A 25,192-nucleotide genomic window follows, 5' to 3' on the forward strand; every position below is an offset into this window, starting at 1 on the left:
GACAACAAAATATTGGAAGTGTAGTGTTTTAGGGAGTGAGAATGTATGTCAATACAGCATCAATTCCACTCCCTTTTTTATCATAAAAAGTTAGAGAGAAAATATATGTATTCAAGAGTAAAACGGAATCAAATGAATAAGGTAAACAAGTATTCCATTAGAAAATCAAGTTTTGGTGCAGTATCTGTTGCTGTAGCTGCCTTGATGGTTTTTGGTACTTATTCAAATGTGAGTGCAGATGAACAGAAAGTAGATTCACATCGCACTGAAAAAGAAGAACAAAAAGTCTCTGAAAAACCAGAAGAGACCAAGCAAGAGAAATCTGAGGAAAAAATAGCAGAATTACCTTCAACTCTTCAAGCTCCAGTTTTGGAAAAAGAAGAATTAGATATCAATGCCCTTCTAAAGAAGGAAGCAGAGTCTAAAGTGGCAGCTGAGACAAAAATTTCTGACTCAAAAGAATTCACTTTTAAAGAAGTTAAGTCTAGTGAAGAAAAAACTACCTCACCTACTTCAAGTGAGAAGGTAAAAGAAGAAAAATCAGTCGAAAAAACTACCTTGGAACAGGTTGTATCAGAAGCAGAAGTTTTAAATCAAGTTGCTGTTCGTTATGCTCAAGAAGCAGATCGTAAAGTTGAAGAAAAAGCCTTGGTTCAAGAAGCTGTTAAGGCAGCAACAATTCAGATTTCACAATCAAAATCCTTGCTGAAAGATTCATCTGTTAGTGTAGAAAATCTTAAGACTCAATTAAATCAACTGTATTCAGCTATTGAAACAGTTTATACTGAGTTGCAACGTGCAGGACACGGCAAGAAAATTAGCGCTAGTCTATCGCCAACTCAAATACAGGATGTAGCTATCGATAATGGAAATATTATTGCCAGTGGTACAATCGACATGGCCGACCGTGTGACTTCAACAGGTATTGCTGATTATCGTTTCCAATTAAAATTTAAAAATGGTGCCTATCATAAGGGGGATATCTTCACAATTGGCTTGAAGGAATTACCACAAGACAATAATCTTCCTCAAAAATTGGTTGCTGAAGGTAAAGTATTTGCAGAACGAGTGAGTCTGATTCAGAAAAATGATAATGCCAAAGCTGGAAGCCTTTCATACTGGGCTTCACGTGGAGATCGTGACGTTGCTTTGGACACTAAAGAATCATGGGATTTAGTTGACAAAGGAAGTCATATTGAAGCAACATACCGTTTCACTGACGAAATTGAACGCTTAGACGATGTTACTTTTGAACTTCAATACAGAGGTGGAATTCGTTATCCTAGAGTGAATGTGGATAAGTCTGTAACTGGTGTTATCTCAGTTAATGGTCAAAATGTAGTCACTAAGAATTACACTGTGATTAAAACAGATATCGGAGCACCTAAAGTTTATGATACACCTACTACAGCTAACTTCACAGGTGATGTGATGTTGGATGATGATGGAAGTATCAAGACATACAACAGTACCCTTCGTATCGGAACATGGAAATCAAACTTTAGTGCAGGGACTCGTTTCACTGTTCGTATTAAAGATACAGAATTCAATAAGTTTGCTACTGTTGGTGAATTTATTGAGCGTGGTGCCCACAATGTCGAAATGATAAATACTAGCCCTGATACATCAAGAACAAGGGTAAATCGCCATAATGTTATCTTGGAAGCACCTCGTGAAGAGCCTGGTCAACATGCCAAATTCAAGATTCTTAAGGCAGCAGATAATGAATTAACCTTTGAATTGGTATCTGGAAAGATGTTGGCTGGAAGAACTTATGTATTACGTACAAAAGATTTTGGAGTTGATCGTGTTCCGACAAGTCACACAGTTAATTATCTGAATGAAGCTAGAAATGGTTTTAAATCGAATGTTCCAGGGACATTGACAGTGGTTGATGCCAAAGGTAAAAATCTTACAGACCAATACGAACAAGCTGCTGATTCTGACTGGAAAATTGCTAACCCAGATATGGTTAGAACAGATGGACGCCTTGTATATGGAGATGTAGCTGTTCGCTTCGTTGATACTCAAGGGAAAATGCTTCTTCCTGCCATTGCAGCGGTGGAAAATGGAGGTATCCTTCAAGACAAATTCACTACTGTAAGACCATCTACCAAAATTGATACTAGCTATGTAGCTACTTTGGAGAGAAATACAACTGAGACAGAAGTTCAAGAAAACAAAGGAATTCAAACAACATCTATCACAGCACCTTATCTATTACATTCACCAAATGGTAAATATTATGTCTTCAAAGAGTACGCACAGAATGATCGTTTTTATAGTAATACGAAGACATCTGGTACGATTACACGAGCTCAAGCCAACGTGGTAGCTGTGTACGAAGAAGCTAAATTTGGTAAAGTTGATATTCAATATCGTGATAAAACAAGTCAAGCTATTTTAGAAACATTCAATACACCACATGATAAGAGTTCAAATCTCATTAACTTGTTGGGAAATAACTATGATGTGACTGCTAAAGTTCCTGAGCGTTTCGAAAAAGATGGTGTGGTATATGTCTTGTCGCAAATACCTGCTAATAGTAAGGGACATTTGACACAGGCTGATATCCATGTTGTTTATGATTATGTTGCTCAACAAAAGGCGCATGTTAAATACCTTAATCAAACAGAAACAAGTCCTAAAGTTTTAGGAAATGTGGACAGTGTTGTTGGTCTTCCAGGTGAAACAATTGCTTATAATTCAAAAAATCGTATTAATCAATACCTAAAACAAGGATATGAATTAGTACATGATGGTTTTGCAAATGCTAATGATAAACGCTTTGACAGTGAAAAACAAACTGATCAAGTATTCTCAGTTCAATTAATCGAAAAAGTTGTGACTGTCACAGCAGATGATCCTAAACCAATTGCTGGAAATCCATTAGTAGTAGGAGACGCATTGACACCTGTTTGGCCTAAATCTGTTGAAAACTTAGATACACTGAGAAAAATGACTAAGCAGACGATTCACTACAAATACCAAAAAGATGGTAAACAAGCTTTCAAAGATGTAGTTCGTTCTGTAGTTTTTGAAAGAGTAGCGAGAGTTAACCTCGTTACTGGTGCAGTTATTTATGATAATTGGAAAATCACAAGAATTGATGATAAACCAGTAGCTGCAGTGGATACGACTGTTCATAAACCAAATGTCACTCCACAAGGAGTAACAACTATTGCAGCAACTCCTTCTAGTCTAGGTAATGGAATTTCTATCAAACCAGTTTTGACCGTTCCGAATCCAGTTGTGGCATCATCACCAATTGTTGCAAAACCTGTCGCGCCAGTTAAACCAGTTGTGTCAACTCCGGCTAAGCCAGCACCTGTAGTTCAACCACAACCGGTAGCACCATCAACACCAGTCAAACCAGTAGTTTCGACACCAGTAACTCCAGCGCCTGTTGCCACACCACAACCAGTAGCTCCAGTAAAACCAGTAGCACCAGCACCGGTAACACCGGTTAAACCGGCAGTATCTACTCCAGCTACACCAACACCTGTAGTTCAACCAAAACCGGTAGCGACTACTGATTCAAAACCTAACTTAACTCCAGCTGAAGCCTTGGCTGCAATTAAACCAACAGATTTTTCTTCACAAACATCTGTTAATAAGAAAACAGAAACAAAACCTGTTCCTGGTGGAACGGCTACGACTACAACTACAACGACAACCACTGTTACCTCAAATGCAGCAACAGCGGGTCCAACAACACCAATTGTCACTATCACAACAAATGAAACCGAAACTCATTCAGAGGTGACAAGTGTCATTCATACTGGCACTACTAGCCACACGCATGTGGTCGGAGTGGTTACAAAACCAAACGTAATTGTTACTAATCCAAAACCAAGTGTTCAGCCTAAACCGCATTTAACGAGACCTCATCATGGACCAGTACACCATGTTCCTTCGCGTCCAGGTAAACAAGTTAAACCAATTAGAACTGGACCAGGAACTCGTGGTCATGCTAGAAGACATCGCTAAATAAAAAAGTGTCAATACAGATTTAACAAGTAGGATAGTACTAAATAGCACAAAAAATGAGCAACTTTTAATTTAAAGTTGCTCATTTTTATATTAAGGACTTCTTAAAATTCTCTATTTTTTACTGAACTGCTGCAACCAAGTCTTCCGCTTGTTTTTCAAGTGAGTTTAGGACTGTTTCTTCAAGAACCAATTTTCCGTCTGCCCAGGCAGAGTCGTTAACACGTGCAGCAGTAAAGTCACCAACGACTTGTGTACGTATGAATGGCAAGAGGTCTTTGTAAATAGCGAAAAGTTGATCGTGACCTGCATTGGCTACAGATGATACGGTGACAAACTTGTCTTGAAGGGCAGAAGCGCCACGTGTATCAGACAAGTCAAGAGCGCGAGATAGCCAGTCAAGCAAGTTTTTCACCGTACCAGGGATAGAGAAGTTATAGACTGGAGAGAAAATCTAGATGGCATCCGCAGCGAGAACTGCTTCACGAGCAGCAGCTACAGCTGGATGTGTTGGAACTTCCAAATCTTGGCTGAAGAGAGGAAGGGTTGAATAATCAAGGTAGCTAACCTCTGCTTTACCAGCAAGTGCTTTCTCAGCTTCGAGAGCCATTTGGTGGTTGAAAGAACCTTGACGTAGTGATCCGACGATAAATAATACTTTTTTAGACATGATGTGTCTCCTTTTTCTTAAATTTCCGAGAAGTCTCTCGTTGTTATAAAATATATTACAACAAAACAAAAGGACTTGCAAGAAATTTGCTCAGAGTTTATTTGAAAATTATAAAATTGCTGAAACTCTAGTCAGTTGCCACTGGAAAAGTAAGAACTGTTTTTTGGATTTTAGTTTTCTTTGATTTTATAGGAGTATTCCAATATTCTCTTGTAATATAATGACATAAGTGCTAAAATAAACAAGAAAACTAGCAATAGAAACCGCAGAACAGCTATTTTCCGGTATCATTTCATAAATCATTAAAGGAACAATAATGGCATTGAAGAATGCTTCTAAAAGGGGTGGAGATCATGTAAGGCAAAGATTAACAAGTGACGGACAAAAGAAATAATAATACACTTGTTAAGGAGAAAAGATGTTAATAAGAAATTATCGGAAAAATATTGGCCTGATGGCCGGAGTTGAGTTTTTTGCTTTTTTAGGGATTACCAGCTTTTGGATTCTCTTTCTCAGTCAAAACGGAATGTCTCTTTGGCAGATTGGACTTCTGGAAAGTATCTTTCATGCGACCAGTCTTCTCTGTGAAATTCCATCTGGAATGTTGGCTGATCGTTATTCCTATAAGACCAACCTTTATTTAAGTCGTATAGCAGGGATTGTGTCTTCTATTCTCATGTTGGCTGGTCAGGGAAATTTTTGGATTTATGCACTAGCAATGGTGGTGAGTGCCTTGTCTTATAATTTTGATTCAGGAACAAGCGCAGCAATGGTCTATGACTCGGCTGTAGAGGCTGGACTCAAGAAGCGTTACTTATCTATTTCAAGTTTCATGTCAGGAGTAGCAGAAGGAACTCGTTCTTTGGGGACAGTGTTGGCGGGATTTTTTGTCCATGGTCAATTGCACCTGACCTACTATATCATGATTGCCACTTCTATCATAGTTCTTGTCTTGATTTGGATGCTGAAAGAGCCCAGTGTCAAGCTAGAAAAAACTGATAGTGTGACCATGAAACAGATTATTTGGACTGTTAAGGAAGAGTTGGAGCGAAATCCCATGCTCTTCAACTGGATGATTTTGTCTCAGATTGTTGGTACACTCATGTGCATGTTTTATTTTTACTATCAAAATCAGTTACCAGATTTAAGTAGTTGGCAAATTTCAGCAGTTATGCTACTTGGTAGTCTCTTAAATATCGTTGCAGTCTATCTAGCGAGTAAGATTGGAAAGAAATATGCCGCCTTGAAGATTTTCCCTATTCTCGTCCTGTTGACTGGAGTTACCTACCTGCTGTCCTACTTTGGAACACCTCTAATCTATATTCTGATTTATTTGATTAGTAATGCTCTGCATGCTCTTTTTAAGCCGATTTTTGACAATGATTTGCAAGGGCGCCTTCCAAGTGAAGTAAGGGCAACCATGCTGAGTGTCTATTCTATGATGTTTAGCCTGAGTATGATTGTCTTCTTTCCATTGACAGGCTGGTTGATTGACAATTTAGGCTTTGTAGTAGCATTTCTTTATCTAGGCTTCTTTTTAGTCATGATTAGTCTTCTACTGCCTATATTTTTAGGAAAAATGGCTAAAAGAATGGATGATAAAGTGATTCCATAAATCAAAAAAATTACGAAAACTTGAGTGCCAAGCTCAGGTTTTTTAATAGGTTGATTTTGGAGCTGTCTTTACTTTTCTTGCTCGGCTTTAATCAAGAAAAATCGGTTTGCTTTGAAGGAAGAAATAGAATTGGTTTCTTATACTCAATGAAAATCAAAGAGCAAACTAGGAAGCAAGCCGCAGATTGCTCAAAGCACAGCTTTGAGGTTGCAGATAAAGCTGACGTGGTTTGAATTTGATTTTCGAAGAGTATTCTTGCATTCACTTGTAATAAAGCTTAATAGATGGTAAAATAGACGAGTGAAAAAAAGACAAAACAAAGCAAAAAATAATCTACTGTGGCAGTATGGTCTAGGGATGACGATTTTGTTTGTGGTTATCAGTGCTTCCTTTCTGTATCTAGTGTTTCTGAGTATGAAACCATATCAAACAGCTAAAAGTGAAGGAGAAAAATTAGCTCAGCAGTATGCAGGATTAGAGCAGGCTGATCAGGTTGATTTATACAATGGCTTGGAATCTTATTACAGCGTTCTTGGTCGTAATAAACAGCAAGAAGCACTTGCTGTCCTGATCGGAAAAGATGACCATAAGATCTACGTTTATCAGCTAAATCAGGGTGTGTCACAAGAAAAAGCAGAAGCTCTTTCTAAGGAAAAAGGAGCTGGCGAGATTGACAAGATTACCTTTGGCCGTTATCAAGATAAGCCAATCTGGGAAGTCAAGTCAGGCTCTAATTTTTATCTAGTAGATTTTGAAACAGGAGCATTGGTCAATAAGGAGGGCCTATGAAACTATCCAATCGTGTTTTAGAAATGGAAGAAAGTGTGACTCTGGCTAGTGATGCAAGAGCAAAGAAGTTAAAGGCTGAAGGAAAAGATGTACTTTTCTTAACTTTAGGTCAGCCCGATTTCCATACTCCCAAAAATATTCAAGATGCAGCTGTTGCAGCCATTCGAGATGGACGTGCTTCTTTCTATACGGTAGCTTCAGGTTTGCCTGAGTTAAAAGTAGCAGTTAATACCTATTTTGAGCGTTATTATGGTTATTCCGTAGCAGCCAACGAAGTCACATTTGCTACCGGTGCTAAGTTCTCACTCTATACTTTCTTTATGGCTGTAATCAACCCTTTAGATGAGGTTATTATTCCAACTCCATACTGGGTTAGTTATGGAGACCAGGTCAAGATGGCAGAAGGGATTCCAGTCTTTGTTCAAGCTAAGGAAGACAATCACTTTAAGGTGACCGTAGAGCAGTTAGAAGCAGCTCGTACAGATAAAACTAAGGTTTTGGTGTTGAATTCGCCATCCAATCCGACAGGAATGATTTACACCCGTGAGGAACTCTTGGCTATCGGAAATTGGGCTGTTGAACATGACATTCTCATCCTAGCAGATGATATTTATGGTCGTTTGGTCTATAACGGGAATGAGTTCGTACCAATCTCTAGTCTATCAGAAGCCATTCGCAAGCAAACCATTGTTATTAACGGTGTATCAAAAGCTTATGCCATGACAGGTTGGCGAGTAGGTTATGCAGTGGGTGATCCAGAAATCATCGCTGCTATGAGCAAATTGACAGGTCAAACAACTTCTAACCTAACTGCTGTTTCACAATATGCAACTATCGAAGCCCTAACTGGACCGCAAGATTCTGTGGAAGTTATGCGTCAAGCATTTGAAGAACGTCTCAATACCATCTATCCACTCTTGTGTGAAGTCCCTGGTTTTGAAGTTGTAAAACCACAAGGAGCTTTCTATCTCTTTCCGAATGTCAAAAAAGCTATGGAGATGAAAGGTTATAGCGATGTAACAGCATTTACAACGGCTATTCTTGAAGAAGTTGGTCTGGCCTTGATTACAGGAGCAGGATTTGGAGCGCCAGAAAATGTGCGCCTCAGCTATGCGACAGACCTAGACACGCTTAAAGAAGCAGTTAAACGCTTGAAAGCATTTATGGAAAAATAAAAGAAAAAGAAAAGGAAAAATAATGACAAAACGTGTAACGATTATCGATGTAAAAGACTATGTTGGTCAAGAAGTGACGATTGGTGCTTGGGTTGCCAACAAATCAGGAAAAGGAAAAATCGCTTTCTTGCAATTGCGTGATGGAACAGCTTTCTTCCAAGGTGTGGCCTTTAAACCAAACTTTGTAGAAAAATTTGGTGAAGAAGTAGGACTTGAGAAGTTTGATGTTATCAAACGCTTGAGCCAAGAAACGTCTGTTTATGTGACAGGAATTGTCAAAGAAGACGAACGTTCTAAGTTTGGTTATGAGTTGGATATTACAGACATCGAAGTGATCGGTGAATCTCAAGATTACCCAATTACACCAAAAGAACACGGAACAGACTTCTTGATGGACAACCGTCACTTGTGGCTCCGTTCTCGCAAGCAAGTAGCAGTGATGCAAATCCGTAACGCGATCATCTACGCAACTTATGAATTCTTTGACAAGAACGGCTTCATGAAGTTTGATAGCCCAATTCTTTCAGGAAATGCGGCAGAAGATTCAACAGAACTCTTTGAAACAGACTACTTCGGTACGCCAGCCTACTTGAGCCAATCAGGTCAGCTTTACCTAGAAGCAGGTGCTATGGCACTTGGTCGTGTCTTTGACTTTGGTCCCGTATTCCGTGCTGAAAAATCAAAAACGCGCCGTCACTTGACTGAGTTCTGGATGATGGATGCAGAGTACTCATACTTGACACACGATGAGTCGCTTGACTTGCAAGAAGCTTATGTAAAAGCTCTTCTTCAAGGTGTTCTTGACCGTGCGCCTCAAGCTTTGGAAACCTTGGAACGTGATACAGAGCTCTTGAAACGCTACATTGCAGAGCCATTCAAACGTATCACTTATGATCAAGCTATTGACCTCTTGCAAGAGCATGAAAATGATGAAGACGCTGACTACGAACACCTTGAGCATGGTGATGACTTTGGTTCACCACACGAAACATGGATTTCAAACTACTTTGGTGTACCAACATTTGTCATGAATTACCCAGCAGCCATCAAGGCCTTCTACATGAAACCAGTTCCTGGAAATCCAGAGCGCGTGCTTTGTGCAGACTTGCTTGCTCCAGAAGGCTATGGAGAAATCATCGGTGGATCTATGCGTGAGGAGGACTACGATGCCCTTGTCGCTAAGATGGATGAACTTGGCATGGATCGTACAGAATATGAATTCTACCTTGATCTTCGTAAATACGGTACAGTTCCACATGGAGGATTTGGTATCGGTATCGAACGTATGGTAACCTTTGCAGCAGGAACAAAACACATCCGTGAAGCTATCCCATTCCCACGTATGTTGCACCGTATTAAACCGTAAATAAATATATAAAAGTAAAAGGTCAAATTGGCCTTTTATTTTTTATGATGAAATTACACAAAACAGCGATTGATATATATATATAGAAAAATCCTCATATTTTGTACATAAACGTAGACAGTTTAGTTGAAATAATGTTATAATGTAAATTAGGGATTAAGTACCTAAGTGTAGCTGCTTTAATGTATAAATTAAGCTGGAAATGGAGGCGTTGTTTAAATACTTGGGTGTAATTCCGTAATTAACACATATTTTAAAAAAGGAGAAAACATGTATTCAAGAATGGGAAAATACCATGGTAGAAGAGCTCAACGCTTTTCTATTCGTAAGTATAGCTTTGGTGCCGCTAGTGTTCTATTGGGAACTGCTCTCCTATTAGGAACAAATGCTGTCAAAGCTGATGAGACGAACACTGGTTCTGCAAAGGCTACAGAAATTACAAATCCTGATAAACAGAAACCTGATTCAGCCATAACAACACCAGTTGTTGAAGAACTTCCAGAATTAAAGCTTGATGCTGTAAAAGCAGATGAAAAATCTGAAGTAAAAGAAGAAGCTAAACCTGTAGCAGAAAAAGAAGTTACTGATAAAGCTGCAACAGAAAAATCTGATAAAGAGCAAGCTGACAAAAAAGAAGTAGCTAAAGAAAAAACTGACAAAGAAACATCTGAAAAAGCTGAAACAGTAAAACCTAAAGATGAAGTGAAGACAGTTCTTACTCAATTGACTTCAGAAGCAGAAGTAATGGCAACAGTTGCTTCAAACTTTTCAGATAAGGAAGCTAAAGATGTTGAAGCTAAACAAAAATTGTCAGCTGCAATTGCTGCTGTTAAGTTAGAAGCAGTAGCATCTAAAGGTTTACTTTCATCTGATGCTTCTAAAGATCAGATGGTAGCCCAAGTGAACCGTCTTTCAGCCGCAATTGAAGCAGTTTATGCTGAAATGAAACGTGCAGGCCATGCAGGTAAAGTTGAAGCTGTATTAGCTGAAACTCATACTGGTAAAGCTCTTATAAAAGAAGGAAAAGCCGTAGTAAACGTTCAAAACGCTTATATTACTATGAATGCTGATAATTCAGCACCAACGGCATGGGGAATAGAAATTTCTTTTGACACGTCTAGAACTCAAAAGGGTGATACTACTAAAATTGAATTAAAAAATTTAGCAGGATTTGGTGATGCATTCAAGGTAGGAACACCAATAAAAGCCGCGGATGGTACAACGATAGGTGTGGTGAAATCTGCTGCCCAAAGTAATTCTACAGGTAACAAAGGTACAACAAGTCCATATTGGGCTCAACGTATGAAAGATGGAATGACTTATGAAGAACGTCTTGCAGAGCAACCAGCTATTCCCAATGAAGTAGGAACTATTACTTATACAATAGAATGGAACGAAAAAGCTAGTAATTATCCGGTTACAACATATTCTGTTGAAAATTTAACAGGTAGTGGATATTATGCTCCTCAAATTTCTAAGGATACAGAATACACTGCGGAGATTAAGGTAGATGGCCAAAAAGTTCTGGAACATACTTACATACATAAAGCAACTAAGCCGAGTGTTCAGAAGCAGTCGACTAGTGTCTCTTTGTTGACTGACAATGGTGTTAACTATAATGGCTCTTCACTTGTGAAAAAGAATGATTCTGTAGTTATTAATACAGATACTGATGTTCGCTATAGCAAAGGATCTAAATTTACAATTGATTTACCAAATGATGAGTTCACTTATTTCCGTGAATTGGGAAATGGAAAGAATTCTATTAAGAGTTCAGAAGTGACATATAGGCCATCTAACCGTTGGTCAAATGTTCAAGCTAATCAAAATAATGTTTGGATTCTCCAAGATGGCCGAGATACAAGCTTTACATTAAAAGCTACATTGAAATCACCAACTCGATTGGAACTAGAAGTCATTGATGGTGTTATTCAAGAGGGTTCAACTGTCTCTATGGCTTTAGATAAGCTAGGGATTGAAAAAGTATTGACACCTCGTACCTTCTCAGATGATTTTTCAAAAATAAAATATGATGAATTAGGGCGAGTTGCTAAGGGAAGTACAGTTGGTAATGACAAAACTAGCGCAACTTTATCAGTTACAGGCGGGACTCCATTAAATGGTCAAACAGAAGAAATTGCTACTAAAGTTAACAATGGTTGGGAAGTTAGTGTTATACCGAATGGTTCAACCACTGTTGAGACTGGGGCAGTTACTTTAACTTTAAAAGATTTAGAAACTGGTAAAATTATTGGATATATACCGACAGAATATAATGGATATGCACCTCTTAAGGAAGATGGTACGTATGAAACAAAAAATATTCTAGGTAAAAAATATGATGTTACGAATCAAATTCCAGATTTGGTTAAACCTATTGCTGGGGTTGATTATATATTAGCTGAAATTCCTCCAAAAGGTCCTGCAGGAACTATTAATGTTAGTGATAAACGGATTCGTGATATATATACTGCAGATGAAATTACCGCGGCTGGTTTGAATCCTGATGCTTATGTTAACAATGTTATTTATTCATATGTTAAGAAAACTAAGGTTGAAGAAGTAAACCGTACAATTAAGTATGTGTATGCAGACGATGTTAAAAATCTTGCAGGGCAACAGGTGTTTGAACCAACTAAACAAACAGTAAGTTATACAGGTACTGTCAAATTAAATTCTGATGGTAAAGCTGCAGTTGACTCCAATGATAAGCCTATTTACGTTAATTGGGTAGGTAACGGAGATACAAATCTTCCAGAAGTAACAGTACCTCAAAAAGAAGGTTACATTGCAAGTGTAGAAAAAGTTCCGGTACAGCCAACAACTGCAACAGATGAAGATTACGAATATGTAGTAACTTACTCACCAATCCAAAAAGCTAAAACAACATTTGTCTACCAAGACAAAGATGGTAATGTTAAGCAGGTGGAAGGTAACACGCCAATCTCTGAAACAGGTAAAGGTGGAGACAAACTTACAAAAGCAGATGAAATCGCTGCGAGAATCAAAGAAGCTCAAAACAAAGGATATGAAGTAGTTTCTAATACATATCCAACAGATGGCGTCTTTGATAAAGATGTTGACACTGATCAAGAGTTCACAGTAACACTTAAAGAACGTGTTGTACCAGTTACACCAGATCAACCAAAAACACCAGGAACTCCAGTAGATCCAAATAACCCAGACGGACCTAAATACCCAGCTGGCTTGGAAGAAAAAGATCTAAACAAAACAGTAACACGTACAATTACATACGTATACGAAGATGGCACTCCAGTATTAAACGAAGACGGCACTCCAAAAACAGTAACACAAGAAGCTAAATTCACACGTGAAGCGAAAGTTAATTTAGTTACAGGAGAAGTTACATATGGAGATTGGACTCCAGCACAAGATTTAGCTGAAGTTAAATCACCAGTAGTTAAAGGATTCTTAGCTGACAAAGCAAGTGTACCAGTAGTAAACGTAACAGGTGATTCTGAAGATATCAAGGAAGTAGTAACCTACAAACCACTTGGTTCATGGGTACCAAACATCCCAGGTCAACCAACAAACCCAATTAAGTATCCAAATGATCCAACAGATCCAACCAAACCAGGACAACCAACAGAAGTAGTACCATATGTACCAGGATACACTCCAAAAGATGGCAATGGTCAACCACTTAAACCAGTAGATCCAAACAATCCAACTAAAGGTTATGAAGTACCAAGTGTCCCAACTAACCCAGGTGAGGATACACCAATCAACTATGTGAAGGATACGCAAAAAGCTAAGACTACTTTCGTAGATGAAAAAGGAAATCCAATTCCAGGTGTTGACGCTATTACTGAAGAAGGTGACTCAGATACACCATTAACAAAAGAAGCTGATGTAAAAGCGAAAATTAAAGAACTTGAAAACAAAGGATATGAATTAGTATCTAATACATACCCAGAAGGTGGTAAGTTCGATAAAGATAAAGACACTGATCAAGAGTTCAAAGTAACACTTAAAGAACGTGTTGTACCAGTTACACCAGATCAACCAAAAACACCAGGGGCACCTGTTGATCCAAACAACCCAGACGGACCTAAATACCCAGCTGGTTTGGAAGAAAAAGATCTAAACAAAACAGTAACACGTACAATTACTTATGTTTACGAAGATGGAACTCCAGTATTAAACGAAGATGGAACTCCAAAAACAGTAACACAAGAAGCTAAATTCACACGTGAAGCGAAAGTTAACTTGGTTACAGGTGAGGTTACATACGGAGATTGGACACCAGCTCAAGACTTGGCTGAAGTGAAATCACCAGTAGTTAAAGGATACTTAGCTGATAAAGTAACAGTACCAACTACAAAAGTAACTGCAGACTCAGAAAACACTACAGAAGTGGTAACATACAAACCACTTGGTTCATGGATTCCAAACATCCCAGGTCAACCAACAACTCCAATCAAATATCCAAACGATCCAACAGATCCAACAAAACCAGGCAACGACAAACCAGTTCTTCCATACGTACCAGGTATGACTCCTAAGGACAAAGATGGTAACCCGTTGAAACCAGTAGATCCAAACGATCCAACTAAAGGTTATGAAGTACCAAATGTACCAACTAACCCAGGTGAGGATACACCAATCAACTATGTGAAGGATACACAAAAAGCTAAAACGACTTTCGTAGATGAAAAAGGAAACCCAATTCCAGGTGTTGATGCTATTACTGAAGAAGGTGACTCAGATACACCACTTACAAAAGAAGCTGAAGTAAAAGCTAAGATCAAAGAACTTGAAAACAAAGGATATGAATTAGTTTCTAATACATACCCAGAAGGTGGTAAGTTCGATAAAGATAAAAACACTGATCAAGAGTTCAAAGTAACGCTTAAGGAACGTGTTGTACCAGTTACACCAGATCAACCTAAAACACCAGGAACTCCAGTAGATCCAAACAACCCAGACGGACCTAAATACCCAGCTGGCTTGGAAGAAAAAGATCTAAACAAAACAGTAACACGTACAATTACATACGTATACGAAGATGGCACTCCAGTATTAAACGAAGACGGCACTCCAAAAACAGTAACACAAGAAGCTAAATTCACACGTGAAGCGAAAGTTAATTTAGTTACAGGAGAAGTTACATATGGAGATTGGACTCCAGCACAAGATTTAGCTGAAGTTAAATCACCAGTAGTTAAAGGATTCTTAGCTGACAAAGCAAGTGTACCAGTAGTAAACGTAACAGGTGATTCTGAAGATATCAAGGAAGTAGTAACCTACAAACCACTTGGTTCATGGGTACCAAACATCCCAGGTCAACCAACAAACCCAATTAAGTATCCAAATGATCCAACAGATCCAACCAAACCAGGACAACCAACAGAAGTAGTACCATATGTACCAGGATACACTCCAAAAGATGGCAATGGTCAACCACTTAAACCAGTAGATCCAAACAATCCAACTAAAGGTTATGAAGTACCAAGTGTCCCAACTAACCCAGGTGAGGATACACCAATCAACTATGTGAAGGATACGCAAAAAGCTAAGACTACTTTCGTAGATGAAAAAGGAAATCCAATTCCAGGTGTTGACGCTATTACTGAAGAAGGTGACTCAGATACACCATTAACAAAAGAAGCTGATGTAAAAGCGAAAATTAAAGAACTTGAGTTGTACCAGTTACACCAGATCAACCAAAAACACCAGGAACTCCAGTAGATCCAAATAACCCAGACGGACCTAAATACCCAGCTGGCTTGGAAGAAAAAGATCTAAACAAAACAGTAACACGTACAATTACATACGTATACGAAGATGGCACTCCAGTATTAAACGAAGACGGCACTCCAAAAACAGTAACACAAGAAGCTAAATTCACACGTGAAGCGAAAGTTAATTTAGTTACAGGAGAAGTTACATATGGAGATTGGACTCCAGCACAAGATTTAGCTGAAGTTAAATCACCAGTAGTTAAAGGATTCTTAGCTGACAAAGCAAGTGTACCAGTAGTAAACGTAACAGGTGATTCTGAAGATATCAAGGAAGTAGTAACCTACAAACCACTTGGTTCATGGGTACCAAACATCCCAGGTCAACCAACAAACCCAATTAAGTATCCAAATGATCCAACAGATCCAACCAAACCAGGACAACCAACAGAAGTAGTACCATATGTACCAGGATACACTCCAAAAGATGGCAATGGTCAACCACTTAAACCAGTAGATCCAAACAATCCAACTAAAGGTTATGAAGTACCAAGTGTCCCAACTAACCCAGGTGAGGATACACCAATCAACTATGTGAAGGATACGCAAAAAGCTAAGACTACTTTCGTAGATGAAAAAGGAAATCCAATTCCAGGTGTTGACGCTATTACTGAAGAAGGTGACTCAGATACACCATTAACAAAAGAAGCTGATGTAAAAGCGAAAATTAAAGAACTTGAAAACAAAGGATATGAATTAGTATCTAATACATACCCAGAAGGTGGTAAGTTCGATAAAGATAAAGACACTGATCAAGAGTTCAAAGTAACACTTAAAGAACGTGTTGTACCAGTTACACCAGATCAACCAAAAACACCAGGGGCACCTGTTGATCCAAACAACCCAGACGGACCTAAATACCCAGCTGGTTTGGAAGAAAAAGATCTAAACAAAACAGTAACACGTACAATTACTTATGTTTACGAAGATGGAACTCCAGTATTAAACGAAGATGGAACTCCAAAAACAGTAACACAAGAAGCTAAATTCACACGTGAAGCGAAAGTTAACTTGGTTACAGGTGAGGTTACATACGGAGATTGGACACCAGCTCAAGACTTGGCTGAAGTGAAATCACCAGTAGTTAAAGGATACTTAGCTGATAAAGTAACAGTACCAACTACAAAAGTAACTGCAGACTCAGAAAACACTACAGAAGTGGTAACATACAAACCACTTGGTTCATGGATTCCAAACATCCCAGGTCAACCAACAACTCCAATCAAATATCCAAACGATCCAACAGATCCAACAAAACCAGGCAACGACAAACCAGTTCTTCCATACGTACCAGGTATGACTCCTAAGGACAAAGATGGTAACCCGTTGAAACCAGTAGATCCAAACGATCCAACTAAAGGTTATGAAGTACCAAATGTACCAACTAACCCAGGTGAGGATACACCAATCAACTATGTGAAGGATACACAAAAAGCTAAAACGACTTTCGTAGATGAAAAAGGAAACCCAATTCCAGGTGTTGATGCTATTACTGAAGAAGGTGACTCAGATACACCACTTACAAAAGAAGCTGAAGTAAAAGCTAAGATCAAAGAACTTGAAAACAAAGGATATGAATTAGTTTCTAATACATACCCAGAAGGTGGTAAGTTCGATAAAGATAAAAACACTGATCAAGAGTTCAAAGTAACGCTTAAGGAACGTGTTGTACCAGTTACACCAGATCAACCTAAAACACCAGGAACTCCAGTAGATCCAAACAACCCAGACGGACCTAAATACCCAGCTGGCTTGGAAGAAAAAGATCTAAACAAAACAGTAACACGTACAATTACATACGTATACGAAGATGGCACTCCAGTATTAAACGAAGACGGCACTCCAAAAACAGTAACACAAGAAGCTAAATTCACACGTGAAGCGAAAGTTAATTTAGTTACAGGAGAAGTTACATATGGAGATTGGACTCCAGCACAAGATTTAGCTGAAGTTAAATCACCAGTAGTTAAAGGATTCTTAGCTGACAAAGCAAGTGTACCAGTAGTAAACGTAACAGGTGATTCTGAAGATATCAAGGAAGTAGTAACCTACAAACCACTTGGTTCATGGGTACCAAACATCCCAGGTCAACCAACAAACCCAATTAAGTATCCAAATGATCCAACAGATCCAACCAAACCAGGACAACCAACAGAAGTAGTACCATATGTACCAGGATACACTCCAAAAGATGGCAATGGTCAACCACTTAAACCAGTAGATCCAAACAATCCAACTAAAGGTTATGAAGTACCAAGTGTCCCAACTAACCCAGGTGAGGATACACCAATCAACTATGTGAAGGATACGCAAAAAGCTAAGACTACTTTCGTAGATGAAAAAGGAAATCCAATTCCAGGTGTTGACGCTATTACTGAAGAAGGTGACTCAGATACACCATTAACAAAAGAAGCTGATGTAAAAGCGAAAATTAAAGAACTTGAAAACAAAGGATATGAATTAGTATCTAATACATACCCAGAAGGTGGTAAGTTCGATAAAGATAAAGACACTGATCAAGAGTTCAAAGTAACACTTAAAGAACGTGTTGTACCAGTTACACCAGATCAACCAAAAACACCAGGGGCACCTGTTGATCCAAACAACCCAGACGGACCTAAATACCCAGCTGGTTTGGAAGAAAAAGATCTAAACAAAACAGTAACACGTACAATTACTTATGTTTACGAAGATGGAACTCCAGTATTAAACGAAGATGGAACTCCAAAAACAGTAACACAAGAAGCTAAATTCACACGTGAAGCGAAAGTTAACTTGGTTACAGGTGAGGTTACATACGGAGATTGGACACCAGCTCAAGACTTGGCTGAAGTGAAATCACCAGTAGTTAAAGGATACTTAGCTGATAAAGTAACAGTACCAACTACAAAAGTAACTGCAGACTCAGAAAACACTACAGAAGTGGTAACATACAAACCACTTGGTTCATGGATTCCAAACATCCCAGGTCAACCAACAACTCCAATCAAATATCCAAACGATCCAACAGATCCAACAAAACCAGGCAACGACAAACCAGTTCTTCCATACGTACCAGGTATGACTCCTAAGGACAAAGATGGTAACCCGTTGAAACCAGTAGATCCAAACGATCCAACTAAAGGTTATGAAGTACCAAATGTACCAACTAACCCAGGTGAGGATACACCAATCAACTATGTGAAGGATACACAAAAAGCTAAAACGACTTTCGTAGATGAAAAAGGAAACCCAATTCCAGGTGTTGATGCTATTACTGAAGAAGGTGACTCAGATACACCACTTACAAAAGAAGCTGAAGTAAAAGCTAAGATCAAAGAACTTGAAAACAAAGGATATGAATTAGTTTCTAATACATACCCAGAAGGTGGTAAGTTCGATAAAGATAAAAACACTGATCAAGAGTTCAAAGTAACGCTTAAGGAACGTGTTGTACCAGTTACACCAGATCAACCTAAAACACCAGGAACTCCAGTAGATCCAAACAACCCAGACGGACCTAAATACCCAGCTGGCTTGGAAGAAAAAGATCTAAACAAAACAGTCACACGTACGATCACTTATGTGTACGAAGATGGAACTCCAGTATTAAACGAAGACGGCACTCCAAAAGTTGTTATCCAAGAGGCTAAATTCACACGTGAAGCTAAGGTCAACTTGGTAACAGGTGAAGTGACTTACGGAGATTGGACTCCAGCTCAAGACTTAGCTGAAGTTAAATCACCAGTAGTTAAAGGGTACTTAGCTGATAAAGCAACTGTACCAACTACAAAAGTAACTGCAGACTCAGAAAATACTACAGAAGTTGTAACATATAAACCACTAGGTTCATGGGTACCAAATATCCCAGGTCAACCAACAGGCCCAATCAAGTATCCAAATGATCCAAACGATCCAACAAAACCAGGCAACGACAAACCAGTTCTTCCATACGTACCAGGTATGACTCCTAAGGACAAAGATGGTAACCCGTTGAAACCAGTAGATCCAAACGATCCAACTAAAGGTTATGAAGTACCAAATGTACCAACTAACCCAGGTGAGGATACACCAATCAACTATGTGAAGGATACACAAAAAGCTAAAACGACTTTCGTAGATGAAAAAGGAAACCCAATTCCAGGTGTTGATGCTATTACTGAAGAAGGTGACTCAGATACACCACTTACAAAAGAAGCTGAAGTAAAAGCTAAGATCAAAGAACTTGAAAACAAAGGATATGAATTAGTTTCTAATACATACCCAGAAGGTGGTAAGTTCGATAAAGATAAAGACACTGATCAAGAGTTCAAAGTAACGCTTAAAGAACGTGTTGTACCAGTTACACCAGATCAACCAAAAACTCCAGGGACACCTGTTGATCCAAACAACCCAGACGGACCTAAATACCCAGCTGGCTTGGAAGAAAAAGATCTAAACAAAACAGTCACACGTACGATCACTTATGTGTACGAAGATGGAACTCCAGTATTAAACGAAGACGGCACTCCAAAAGTTGTTATCCAAGAGGCTAAATTCACACGTGAAGCTAAGGTCAACTTGGTAACAGGTGAAGTGACTTACGGAGATTGGACTCCAGCTCAAGACTTAGCTGAAGTTAAATCACCAGTAGTTAAAGGGTACTTAGCTGATAAAGCAACTGTACCAACTACAAAAGTAACTGCAGACTCAGAAAATACTACAGAAGTTGTAACATATAAACCACTAGGTTCATGGGTACCAAATATCCCAGGTCAACCAACAGGCCCAATCAAGTATCCAAATGATCCAAACGATCCAACAAAACCAGGCAACGACAAACCAGTTCTTCCATACGTACCAGGTATGACTCCTAAGGACAAAGATGGTAACCCGTTGAAACCAGTAGATCCAAACGATCCAACTAAAGGTTATGAAGTACCAAATGTACCAACTAACCCAGGTGAGGATACACCAATCAACTATGTGAAGGATACACAAAAAGCTAAAACGACTTTCGTAGATGAAAAAGGAAACCCAATTCCAGGTGTTGATGCTATTACTGAAGAAGGTGACTCAGATACACCACTTACAAAAGAAGCTGAAGTAAAAGCTAAGATCAAAGAACTTGAAAACAAAGGATATGAATTAGTTTCTAATACATACCCAGAAGGTGGTAAGTTCGATAAAGATAAAGACACTGATCAAGAGTTCAAAGTAACGCTTAAAGAACGTGTTGTACCAGTTACACCAGATCAACCAAAAACTCCAGGGACACCTGTTGATCCAAACAACCCAGACGGACCTAAATACCCAGCTGGCTTGGAAGAAAAAGATCTAAACAAAACAGTCACACGTACGATCACTTATGTGTACGAAGATGGAACTCCAGTATTAAACGAAGACGGCACTCCAAAAGTTGTTATCCAAGAGGCTAAATTCACACGTGAAGCTAAGGTCAACTTGGTAACAGGTGAAGTGACTTACGGAGATTGGACTCCAGCTCAAGACTTAGCTGAAGTTAAATCACCAGTAGTTAAAGGGTACTTAGCTGATAAAGCAACTGTACCAACTACAAAAGTAACTGCAGACTCAGAAAATACTACAGAAGTTGTAACATATAAACCACTAGGTTCATGGGTACCAAATATCCCAGGTCAACCAACAGACCCAATCAAGTATCCAAATGATCCAACAGATCCAACCAAACCAGGACAACCAACAGAAGTAGTACCATATGTCCCAGGCTACACACCTAAGGATAAAGATGGTAATCCGTTGAAACCAGTGGATCCAAACGATCCAACTAAAGGTTATGAAGTACCAAGTATCCCAACTAACCCAGGTGAGGATACACCAATTAACTATGTTCCAAATCCTAAGGAAGTAGAAAAACCTTCTAAACCAGGTCAACCTTCTAAACCAGGTCAACCTTCTAAACCAGAAACACCTAAATATGTTGAAGGTCAAAAAGAATTACCTAACACAGGTACAGAAGCTAATGCTAGCCTAGCAGCACTTGGACTTCTTGGAGCCCTAGGTGGATTTGGACTTCTTGCTCGCAAGAAAAAAGAAGACTAAAAACTCATAGTTTTTGAGAAGATGATTCATCATCTTCTTTTTTAATTTCGCTGTTTTTACTTGCGTAAAAAAATATTTTCTAGTATAATAGTTTATTGTGAGCGAACCTCACTTACCCCTTGCAAAGTCTTGGGGTCATTAGACCAAAAGGAGGAACATATCAATGGCTAAATACGAAATTCTTTATATCATTCGTCCAAACATTGAAGAAGAAGCTAAAAACGCTTTGGTAGCACGTTTTGACTCTATTTTGACTGACAACGGTGCAACTGTTGTTGAATCAAAATCTTGGGAAAAACGTCGTCTTGCATACGAAATCAAAGATTTCCGTGAAGGACTTTACCACATCGTTAACGTTGAAGCAAGCGACGACGCAGCTCTTAAAGAGTTTGACCGTCTTTCAAAAATCAACGCTGACATTCTTCGTCACATGATCGTCAAAACTGACGCGTAAGAAGGTAAACTATGATTAACAATGTTGTACTTGTAGGGCGTATGACACGTGACGCTGAGTTGCGTTATACCCCATCAAATGTAGCAGTTGCGACTTTTACTCTTGCAGTAAACCGTACATTTAAGAGTCAAAATGGCGAACGTGAGGCTGATTTTATCAATGTCGTTATGTGGCGCCAACAGGCTGAAAACCTTGCTAACTGGGCTAAAAAGGGCTCACTTATCGGGGTGACAGGTCGTATCCAGACTCGTAGTTACGATAACCAGCAAGGACAACGTGTCTACGTGACAGAGGTCGTGGCTGAGAATTTCCAAATGTTGGAAAGCCGTAGTGTGCGTGAGGGTCACACAGGTGGAGCTTATTCTGCACCAACTGCAAGCTATTCAGCGCCTACAAATTCAGTACCAGACTTTTCACGTGATGAAAATCCATTTGGAGCAACAAATCCATTGGATATTTCAGATGATGATTTACCATTCTAATGGACAACTAAAATTATAAAGGAGAAAAAACATGGCTCAACAACGTCGTGGCGGATTCAAACGCCGTAAAAAAGTTGATTACATCGCAGCAAACAAAATTGAATATGTTGATTACAAAGATACTGAGCTTCTTAGCCGTTTCGTTTCAGAACGTGGGAAAATCCTTCCTCGTCGTGTAACAGGAACTTCAGCTAAAAACCAACGTAAAGTAACAACAGCTATCAAACGCGCTCGCGTAATGGCTTTGATGCCTTTCGTAAACGAAGATTAAAGAAAAGACCCAGTTGGGTCTTTTTTTCACGAGCTTTGAAATGAGAGAGCGAGTTTGGGTCCAGTGGACCTCTTTTTCATAAGCTCGGAAATAAGAAAGCGAATTAAGGCCCGGATGGGTCTTTTTTAACGAGATAGTTTTTTTCTGACCTTGGCGTGCTATAATGGTAATAGAAAGAGTAAAGGTGGGTAAGTCAAAGATGAATTGTACGATTAGAAATATGATTAAGTCTGATATTGAATCCTTATCTCATGGATTTATGAATCAAGGTTGGCCTGGTAGAGAGGAAATTTTGGCTAGATATTTTCTGGAACAGGAAAGTGGGGAGAGAGAAGTCTTAGTTGCAGAGATTGATGGTGTTGTAGCGGGCTACGTTACCATTTTGCCCTCTGCTAAACATGGTCCTTTTGCAGAAGTCTATCCAGAATTATCAGATTTTAATGTGTTTGAGCCTTTTCGAAATCAAGGGATTGGGAATCCACTGCTAGAAGAAGCAGAAAAACGAGTCAAGGTTGTTTCTAGTAAGGTCACTCTTGGTGTAGGTTTGCACTTAGGCTATGGCCCTGCCCAGAGATTGTATATCAGACGGGGCTACATTCCAGATGGGACAGGTGTCTGGTATCGAAATCAACCCTTGGAAATGAATGCAACTAGCCAAAATAATGATGATTTGGTTTTGTATCTAGTAAAGGAATTCGGATAAGAGATAAGGATTTTATTGGGGATGTGGGATTTAGCTACTTTATGGTATAATGGAAAGAGTTAGATTGAAAGAGGTAGTGATATGGATGCGAAATTAAGATACAAGGCAAAAAAGATTAAGATTGTCTTTTTTGATATTGATGATACATTGAGAAATTCCAAGACAGGTTTTATTCCAGCTTCAATCCCAACTGTTTTTAAGCAATTACGTGAGAAAGGAATTTTGACGGGTATTGCTTCTGGACGAGGGATTTTTGGTGTCGTTCCTGAGATTCGTGAACTCAAGCCTGACTTTTTTGTGACTTTAAATGGGGCCTACATCGAAGATAAAAAAGGTCAAATCATTTATCAACATCAGATTGAGAAGTCAGATGTTGAGGAGTATATCTCTTGGGCCAAGCAAGAGGGAATTGAGTATGGTTTGGTTGGGAGTCATGATGCCAAGTTGTCGACTCGCACCGATATGATTAGTGAGGCTATCAATCCAATTTATCCCGACTTAGATGTAGACCCAGATTTCCATGAAAAAGAAGATATCTATCAAATGTGGACTTTTGAAGATAAAGGAGATGACTTGCACTTGCCTGACAGTCTCTCAGGCAAACTTCGCATGGTTCGTTGGCATGAGCATTCGTCTGATATTGTGCCGATTTCAGGCTCCAAAGCGACAGGTGTGGAAAAAGTTGTGGAACACCTTGGCTTGAAACCAGAGAACGTCATGGTCTTTGGAGATGGCCTCAACGACTTGGAACTCTTTGATTATGCTGGAATCAGCATCGCCATGGGAATTTCTCATGATAAAATCAAAGAAAAAGCAGATTATATTACAAAAACATTAGAAGAAGATGGCATTTTTGATGCCTTAGAAGGATTTGGTATGGTAGAAAAAGAATTGCATTTCCCACAAGTAGACATTGAAACAGTAGAAGGTCCGTTGGCGACTATTAAGACCAATCACGGAGACTTGCGTATCAAGCTTTTCCCTGAACATGCTCCTAAAACAGTGGCTAACTTTGTAGCTCTTTCAAAAGATGGCTACTATGATGGTGTCATTTTCCATCGTATTATCAAGGATTTTATGATTCAAGGTGGAGACCCAACTGGAACTGGTATGGGTGGCGAGTCAATCTATGGTGAATCATTTGAGGATGAGTTCTCAGAAGAACTTTACAATATCCGTGGTGCTCTTTCTATGGCCAATGCTGGTCCAAATACCAACGGTAGCCAGTTCTTTATCGTGCAAAATCAACATCTGCCTTATTCTAAGAAAGAAATTGCTCGTGGAGGTTGGCCAGAACCGATCGCAGAAATCTATGCCAACCAAGGTGGGACCCCTCACCTAGACCGCCATCATACTGTTTTTGGTCAGCTAGCTGATAAAGCTTCTTACGCTGTCTTGGATGATATTGCTGCTGTTGAGACAGGGGCTATGGACAAGCCAGTTGAAGATGTCGTGATTGAAACAATTGAAATCGAGGACTAAGATGAAAATCGGTGATAAACTAAAGGGCCGTATTACAGGGATTCAGCCCTACGGTGCCTTTGTTGAGCTAGAGACGGGTGATACAGGGCTGATTCACATTTCAGAAATTCGGACAGGCTTTATTGAAAATATTCATGAAGCCTTGAAAGTCGATGAAGAGGTTCAAGTTCAAGTAGTGGATTTAGATGAATTTACAGGGAAAGCCAGTCTTTCTATCCGCACTTTAGAGGAAGAAAAGCACCAGTTTCCGAGACGGAGACGCTTTTCAAGCGATCGTTTTAACTATGGCTTTGCTCCTCTCAAACGAATGATGCCAATTTGGACTAAGGAAGCCCTTCAACATTTGAAGAATCAGAAGCACTAGTTAGAAATCTCTATCTTTTGTAATGTTAAT

General features: G+C 39.1%; 13 protein-coding genes and 1 pseudogene. 13 read left to right on the top strand and 1 reads right to left on the bottom strand.

Annotated features, from left to right (window positions below; genetic code table 11):
- Positions 1 to 105 precede the first annotated feature (105 nt).
- Positions 106 to 3,990 carry a YSIRK-type signal peptide-containing protein gene (locus ACAM22_RS02675; protein WP_369606917.1) on the top strand — a complete coding sequence of 1,295 codons (3,885 nt, stop codon included), beginning with the start codon at positions 106 to 108 and terminating at the stop codon, positions 3,988 to 3,990.
- 121 nt (positions 3,991 to 4,111) lie between these two features.
- Here the strand turns inward: ACAM22_RS02675 and ACAM22_RS02680 are convergent.
- Positions 4,112 to 4,660 (bottom strand): annotated as a pseudogene (locus tag ACAM22_RS02680) (NAD(P)H-dependent oxidoreductase).
- Positions 4,661 to 5,078: 418 nt separating this feature from the next.
- Between ACAM22_RS02680 and ACAM22_RS02685 the strand changes: the two are divergent.
- The 12 genes from ACAM22_RS02685 to ACAM22_RS02740 all read left to right on the top strand — a co-directional run bounded on the left by ACAM22_RS02685 (position 5,079) and on the right by ACAM22_RS02740 (position 25,162).
- Complete coding sequence (locus ACAM22_RS02685) at positions 5,079 to 6,275, top strand: MFS transporter (RefSeq protein ID WP_369606918.1); 1,197 nt, start codon at positions 5,079 to 5,081, stop codon at positions 6,273 to 6,275.
- Between the two features lie 300 nt (positions 6,276 to 6,575).
- Positions 6,576 to 7,064: a DUF5590 domain-containing protein gene (locus ACAM22_RS02690; RefSeq protein ID WP_369606919.1), complete on the top strand. Its 489-nt coding sequence runs from the start codon at positions 6,576 to 6,578 to the stop codon at positions 7,062 to 7,064.
- Positions 7,061 to 8,239: a pyridoxal phosphate-dependent aminotransferase gene (locus ACAM22_RS02695; protein WP_261027717.1), complete on the top strand. Its 1,179-nt coding sequence runs from the start codon at positions 7,061 to 7,063 to the stop codon at positions 8,237 to 8,239. The genes ACAM22_RS02690 and ACAM22_RS02695 overlap by 4 nt, the downstream gene beginning before the upstream one ends.
- Positions 8,240 to 8,258: 19 nt before the next feature.
- The gene (asnS, locus tag ACAM22_RS02700; protein WP_261027731.1) at positions 8,259 to 9,605 is read left to right on the top strand and encodes an asparagine--tRNA ligase; all 1,347 of its coding nucleotides are present in this window, start codon (positions 8,259 to 8,261) and stop codon (positions 9,603 to 9,605) included.
- A gap of 270 nt (positions 9,606 to 9,875) precedes the next feature.
- Positions 9,876 to 15,317 (top strand): YSIRK-type signal peptide-containing protein, encoded by a 5,442-nt coding sequence (locus ACAM22_RS02705; RefSeq protein WP_369606920.1) that lies wholly within the window; start codon positions 9,876 to 9,878, stop codon positions 15,315 to 15,317.
- Between the two features lie 38 nt (positions 15,318 to 15,355).
- Positions 15,356 to 21,406: an LPXTG cell wall anchor domain-containing protein gene (locus ACAM22_RS02710; protein ID WP_369606921.1), complete on the top strand. Its 6,051-nt coding sequence runs from the start codon at positions 15,356 to 15,358 to the stop codon at positions 21,404 to 21,406.
- 163 nt (positions 21,407 to 21,569) lie between these two features.
- Complete coding sequence (rpsF, locus tag ACAM22_RS02715) at positions 21,570 to 21,860, top strand: 30S ribosomal protein S6 (protein WP_045612061.1); 291 nt, start codon at positions 21,570 to 21,572, stop codon at positions 21,858 to 21,860.
- A gap of 11 nt (positions 21,861 to 21,871) precedes the next feature.
- Entirely contained in the window at positions 21,872 to 22,342 is a 471-nt protein-coding gene (ssbA, locus tag ACAM22_RS02720; protein WP_261026331.1) for a single-stranded DNA-binding protein SsbA, read from the top strand.
- Positions 22,343 to 22,373: 31 nt separating this feature from the next.
- A complete protein-coding gene (rpsR, locus tag ACAM22_RS02725; RefSeq protein WP_000068664.1) occupies positions 22,374 to 22,613 on the top strand; it encodes a 30S ribosomal protein S18 in 240 nt (79 codons plus the stop codon).
- Positions 22,614 to 22,812: 199 nt separating this feature from the next.
- Complete coding sequence (locus ACAM22_RS02730; RefSeq protein WP_369606922.1) at positions 22,813 to 23,316, top strand: GNAT family N-acetyltransferase; 504 nt, start codon at positions 22,813 to 22,815, stop codon at positions 23,314 to 23,316.
- A gap of 81 nt (positions 23,317 to 23,397) precedes the next feature.
- Positions 23,398 to 24,798, top strand: coding sequence for a bifunctional Cof-type HAD-IIB family hydrolase/peptidylprolyl isomerase (locus tag ACAM22_RS02735; RefSeq protein WP_369606923.1), 1,401 nt, complete (start codon positions 23,398 to 23,400; stop codon positions 24,796 to 24,798).
- 1 nt (position 24,799) lies between these two features.
- Positions 24,800 to 25,162, top strand: a complete 363-nt coding sequence (locus ACAM22_RS02740; RefSeq protein ID WP_000689591.1) for a S1 RNA-binding domain-containing protein — start codon at positions 24,800 to 24,802, stop codon at positions 25,160 to 25,162.
- Positions 25,163 to 25,192 lie beyond the last annotated feature (30 nt).

Source organism: Streptococcus sp. SN-1 (assembly GCF_041154385.1).
Classification (GTDB): domain Bacteria; phylum Bacillota; class Bacilli; order Lactobacillales; family Streptococcaceae; genus Streptococcus; species Streptococcus mitis_CT.